Annotated in this window: 4 protein-coding genes and 1 other annotated feature; all 4 genes read left to right on the forward strand. The window is 51.5% G+C overall.

What is annotated here, in order from left to right; translation table 11 throughout:
* Positions 1-428: 428 nt before the first annotated feature.
* The 4 genes from FD38_RS10010 to tyrS all read left to right on the forward strand — a co-directional run bounded on the left by FD38_RS10010 (position 429) and on the right by tyrS (position 5,414).
* Complete coding sequence (locus tag FD38_RS10010) at positions 429-674, forward strand: hypothetical protein (RefSeq protein WP_057733814.1); 246 nt, start codon at positions 429-431, stop codon at positions 672-674.
* 70 nt (positions 675-744) lie between these two features.
* Positions 745-2,208 (forward strand): helix-turn-helix domain-containing protein, encoded by a 1,464-nt coding sequence (locus tag FD38_RS10015; RefSeq protein ID WP_057733816.1) that lies wholly within the window; start codon positions 745-747, stop codon positions 2,206-2,208.
* A 217-nt stretch (positions 2,209-2,425) separates the two neighbouring features.
* Positions 2,426-3,808, forward strand: coding sequence for an Nramp family divalent metal transporter (locus FD38_RS10020; RefSeq protein WP_057733818.1), 1,383 nt, complete (start codon positions 2,426-2,428; stop codon positions 3,806-3,808).
* Between the two features lie 101 nt (positions 3,809-3,909).
* Positions 3,910-4,109, forward strand: a binding site (T-box leader).
* A 48-nt stretch (positions 4,110-4,157) separates the two neighbouring features.
* The gene (gene tyrS, locus FD38_RS10025) at positions 4,158-5,414 is read left to right on the forward strand and encodes a tyrosine--tRNA ligase (protein ID WP_057733820.1); all 1,257 of its coding nucleotides are present in this window, start codon (positions 4,158-4,160) and stop codon (positions 5,412-5,414) included.
* Positions 5,415-5,875: the final 461 nt, after the last annotated feature.

The raw sequence follows: 5,875 nt of genomic DNA on the forward strand, positions 1-5,875 counted from the left end.
TTTTTGAAAAACATGAAAACTGACGACTTTTTTGGAAGGTATGAATAATTCAGGTAGCATGATTAACAGGTTGCGTGAAACGGCTGGCCCTAAACGTAACAAAAATGTAACTTTTTATAAAGGGGCCAATTCAAGACCAATTGGAGAGCGACCAAACCGTGAAACCGTCACCTTTCTTGCGTGAACAGGAAAGTGAAATCGCCGGGGTAGCCTAGACCAAAAAATCACGGATTCAACGGGCAAAAATCTCCCGGCGAAAAATGACGGGTGGGCGGCTCCGTTTCTTCTATAACAATTAACCACGACCAGTCGGCGCCTCCCGCCGGGTAGATTACCCGATAAAGTAAACGTGAGGGGCTAAACCCACGGATTAGTTGTTGACGTGGTAAAATAGAACTGGAAAGTTAATGCATAGGAGGGCGATTAGAATGATGCAACAGGTTCCAACTTTACCACTCGTTGAACGATTAAGTGCTGGTAAAAAGGTGACGTTGACCACCAGTGATCAAGAACGGGTGACGATTCAACCGGAAATTCGTGCGGGTCAACTGACGGGAAATTACCTGAGCAGCGTTCTACCGGATGTTCGGTACGACGATCCGCGAATTATCCTGAAGGAGACGTTGACCGAACTAGAAGATGTTCGCCACGTCACGATTAACAACATTGACTAATCAATCATGAAGACAGCCCCTGATCGTCCGTGGTCGGGGGCTGTTCGCTAACTTGGGGGAGTGAGCAACATTGAAAATTGATTTTGCGATGTTAACGGTAAAAGATACGCGTAAATTACGTTTGATGTCGTTTATTACGGATCACCATGGCCAATTTAACCTGGTCGATTTTGCGACCAACATGCAGGGCAGCTATTCGCAAGCCTACCACATCCTATTGAATTTGCGGACGGACTTGCAGCACCTGGCGCCCAATACGAAGTTAACCAAGGACAGTCTGACCACGCCCATCACGGTCGACGTTTATCGGCACTGGCTCTACGCCCGCAGCATTCCGTATCAAGCGGTGCTGGCGACGTTGAGTGCCGAACCGCAACAGGTGCGAACGCTCTGTGAACGGTACGGGATCAGTACGTCGACATTTAACCGGCGGATGCGGCCGATGCGGCAACAGTTAGCGCAGTACCACTTGGAGTTGACCACCAATCCGCTCCGGTTGAACGGCGACGAGACCTTGGTCCAGCTGCTGTACTTTACCTTGTTTAGTACCACGCTGACCACGCTGAACGAACTGCCCGAATTACCGGCGGACTACCAGTCGTTGTACGAAGCGATTTGCGCGACCTACGCCGACGATACCCTGTACCAGAACTCTAAGGGACTGGCGCAACACCGCAATCTGCTGATTACCTTGGCGCTGTTGCGGTTGTCGCAGGGGCACCGTTATTCGGCGTTGCGGTTCCCGCTGGTGCACCTGACCGACTTACGGCCACTAGCGGTCAAATTCCAGCAACAATTGAACGATACGCCGCGGGCGGCCTTGACCGAACTGGCCACGCTGGACTACTTGTTGACCAGTTCGCCGTATTTCGTGCGGGCCTTGCAACCGCGCAACATGCAGCGGTTGTATTCCGGGTTACGTCAGAAGGTGCCGACCTATCAGTTGGCGCCGAGCGTTGCGTCGTTGAGCGACTTTGCCACGGGGCAGGATTGGTTTGCCAACTGGCTCTTTTCGCTGGGGCAATTCATGTTGCTTTTCCGGGTCGATCCGCTCTTGCGACCAGAAGTGACGGCGCTGTACCGGACCACGCCAACGTCGACGGCTGCCGCGACGGACATCGCCAACAACCTGGCCCAACTCTATCCGGACCAGGTCACGGCCAGCGATTTACGGTTGGTCCAGAAGTATTTGAGTAAATACACCAACGGGTTGAACCTGACCGCCGCGCGGGTCCAAATCCTGGTCTCCTACGATATGTTGGGGGTCACCACGGATATCTTTAACCGCTTATTAGGCGGTATCGTGCATTTGAGTCTGCTGACCAGTCAGGTCGTGATCGATGAGCAGAAGCGGGGCAACTACATCGTGGTCTACGGGACCGATCCCCAGGCCGTGCGGTTCGCCCAAGCCCATCAGCTCGAAGCCTTTCACTGGATTAAGGAATTGAAGTACGGTGAAAATCTGGACCGCTTGATTCGAACGTTACGACACCACGAACTGTCGATCTTTGCGCTGGACTTCCAGAATCCGTGAGTCACGGGAAGGATTCTGAAAATGAAGCGGCCAATAAATTTTATTATTAAAATTGTTATTTTTACGGAAGCGTGCGGGATTAGGATTCCCGGACGCTTTTTATATGGTCTATTTAGGGGGTAATTTAAATCTTGTGAAATCCCGCGCCAAATCTGGGTTTACAAAGCTTTTTGGCTCCGTATAATGGTGACTACCATCAGATAGGGGAGTGGAAAACATGACAGATAACGTTTCAAAGACCGCGGCAGACAAGTCAGGGGGACTGCTGGGGTCCGCCAACGGGCCGTCATTGGAAGAAATCAACGGGACCGTGACGATTCCGAAAGAAAAGGGCTTTTTCAAAAACCTGATTGCCTTTTCGGGGCCGGGTGCCCTGGTTGCCGTGGGGTATATGGATCCCGGTAACTGGGTGACGTCCATCGGGGGTGGGGCCCAATACGGGTACCTTCTGATGTCCGTGATCTTGATTTCCAGTTTGATTGCGATGTTGCTGCAATACATGGCGGCTAAACTGGGAATCGTGACGCAACAGGATTTGGCCCAGGCCACCCGGTCGTACACCACTAAACGCGTGGGGTTCGTCCTGTGGGTGGTCACCGAATTGGCTATTATGGCGACGGATATCGCCGAAGTCATCGGGGGCGCAATCGCCCTCCAATTACTGTTCGGCATCCCGCTGATCATCGGCGTTTCGTTGACCGTTTTTGACGTCTTACTTCTATTATTATTGACTAAACTCGGCTTTCGGAAAATTGAGGCCATCGTGATCTGCCTGATTACGGTGATTTTGGTGGTCTTCGCTTACGAAGTCATCATCGCCCAACCCAACATGGGCCAGGCTGTGGCTAACTTTGTGCCGCAAGCACAGATTTTACATCCGGGTCAATTGACCATGGCGCTGGGGATCGTGGGGGCGACGGTCATGCCGCATAATCTCTACTTGCATTCGTCCATCGCACAGACGCGGAAATTCAACCGCGACGACCCGGCCGAAATGCGTCGGGCGGTCAAGTTCACCACCTGGGATTCCAACATTCAGTTGATGGGAGCCTTCGTGATCAACTGCCTGCTGTTACTGTTGGGGGCGGCGTTGTTCTTCGGGAAGGACGTTGACAAGTTAGGGACGTTCGGTAACCTCTACGCGGCCTTACAGGATAATCACCTGGCGGGGGCCGTGGCGTCACCGCTCCTGTCGACGCTGTTTGCGGTGGCCCTGTTGGCCTCGGGGCAGAACTCGACGATTACGGGAACGTTGACCGGTCAAGTGATCATGGAAGGATTCATTAACCTGAAGGTGCCCATCTGGGTCCGGCGGTTGGTCACGCGGCTCTTGTCGGTGGCCCCGGTCGTGATTTGTACCATTCTTTACGGGGGAAGCGAAGCGGCATTGGACCGGTTACTGGTGAATTCGCAAGTTTTCCTGTCGATTGCGTTGCCGTTTTCGATGATTCCGTTGACCATTTTCACCTCGTCGAAAAAAATCATGGGGCCAGAGTACGTCAATAAACCCTGGGTCACCTGGTTGGCCTGGTTGAGCACGGGGGTCCTGACGATTTTAAACATTCAAATCGTGTGGGCGAGTTTAAAGCTGTTCTTCTAGAAGCTGGTGATAAACACCAACGTGTAGTTCTGGCCGTCAAGCCAAGTCCGCATCTTGGGACCAATAGTTGACATTTAGCCGTGAGGCCAGTATCATCAAGAACATAAGCAATGAAACAGTTCAGTAGTGGCCTGAGCAACGGTGCAGAGAGCCGACGGGAGTGCGAGTCGGAACGTCTGAGGACATGAATTACCCTGTGGAGCGGCTGACGAGTTCAGCGGGTCATTCCGTTAACGATGACGAGCGGTTGTCATGCGACAACAACTTGGGTGGTAACGCGGATTTTGAATTCGTCCCTGATGGTCTTACTGACCGTTGGGGACTTTTTTAGTATATAGGAGGAAAACAGATGTCGATTATTGATGAATTAAAATGGCGGGGTGCCATTAACCAACAAACGGACGAAGCCGGTCTGGCCGACTTAGTCAACGAAAAGGCCGTGGGGCTGTACGCCGGAATCGACCCAACCGGGGATTCGATGCACATCGGTCACTTGATTCCGTTTATGATTCTCAAACGGTTCCAGTTAGCCGGTCACCGGCCATACATCGTGATTGGGGGCGCGACCGGGTCAATTGGGGACCCATCCGGCAAGAAAGCCGAACGGAAGTTGCAGACCATGGACCAAGTGCGGCACAACCAAGACTGCTTGACGGCGCAGATGGAACACCTTTTTGGCCAAGACGGTAGCTTTAAGATCGTGAACAACTACGACTGGTTGTCCAAGTTGTCCCTGCTGGACTTCTTGCGGGACTTCGGGAAGTTGTTTAACGTCAACACCATGTTGAACAAGGAAATCGTGGCCTCCCGTTTGGAAGTCGGCATTTCCTACACCGAATTCACGTACCAAATTCTCCAATCGATCGATTTCCTTCATTTATACAAACACGAAGACGTTCAACTCCAAATTGGGGGCGCCGACCAGTGGGGGAACATCACGTCCGGGATTGACCTGATCCACCGGCAGGAGGGTTCCGACGCCAAGGTTTACGGCTTGACGATTCCACTATTATTGAAGGCGGACGGCACTAAGTTTGGGAAGTCCGAAGGCGGCAACGTCTGGTTAGACCCCGAAAAGACCTCGCCTTACGAATTCTACCAATTCTGGATCAACACGGATGATCGGGATGTGGTGAAGTTCTTGAAGTACTTTACCTTTTTGAGCCAAGACGAGATTCAACACCTGGCCGATGCCGTGGCGGCGCACCCCGAGAAGCGGGAAGCCCAGACGCGTTTGGCCGAAGAAGTGACTGAATTCGTTCACGGTCACCAAGCCGTAGTCGAAGCGCAACACATTACCAAGGCCCTGTTCTCCGGGGATGTCGCGGATCTGACGGCTAGTGAAATCGAACAAGGTTTCAAGAATATGCCATCCGTGACGGTAACGGCCGATAAGCAAGGCCTGGTCGAATGGTTAGTGGATACGACCAAGATTGAAGCTTCCCGGCGTCAAGCCAGAGAAGACATCACCAACGGCGCGATTCGGATTAATGGCGAAAAGGTGACGGATCCCGCCGCCGAAATCGATCCAACCAGTGCGTTTGATGGTAAGTTTGTCATTGTTCGCCGGGGGAAGAAGCGGTACTTCTTAGCTCGCGTTCAGTAAATTGAGGATAATTTTAGCCCACGGGAGACCGCGGGCTTTTTTATGGCCAAAATAAAGCCGAACAGTCTGTCGCCAAAAAACAGGAAACACACGGCCGTCAAGTAACTATTGTTGGGTGATGGGTCTATAAGATATGCCTTTGAAAAAAGGTTAGAAAGTTTTGACGATTTTAGTTGACGGTCGGGGGCTGGGTTGGTATAGTTATAGACGTTGTCACGAGCGAGTTACTAACTAGACCAATTTGAAAGATTGAAATTAGTTGTTGACGAGCTGTTAACAAAATGTTATTCTGATTAAGTTGTCGCTTAGCGATGACGACTCAACCGGAAACGTTGTTAAATCAAACTTCTGGTTGACATCATCTTAACAAGATGTTATGATGATTAAGCTGTTCGGATGACGAATAGCTTGGTAGACCTTTGAAAACTGAACATTGTTTCGACAAACCAAATATGTGTAGG

Source organism: Levilactobacillus zymae DSM 19395 (assembly GCF_001434115.1).
Classification (GTDB): Bacteria; Bacillota; Bacilli; order Lactobacillales; family Lactobacillaceae; genus Levilactobacillus; species Levilactobacillus zymae.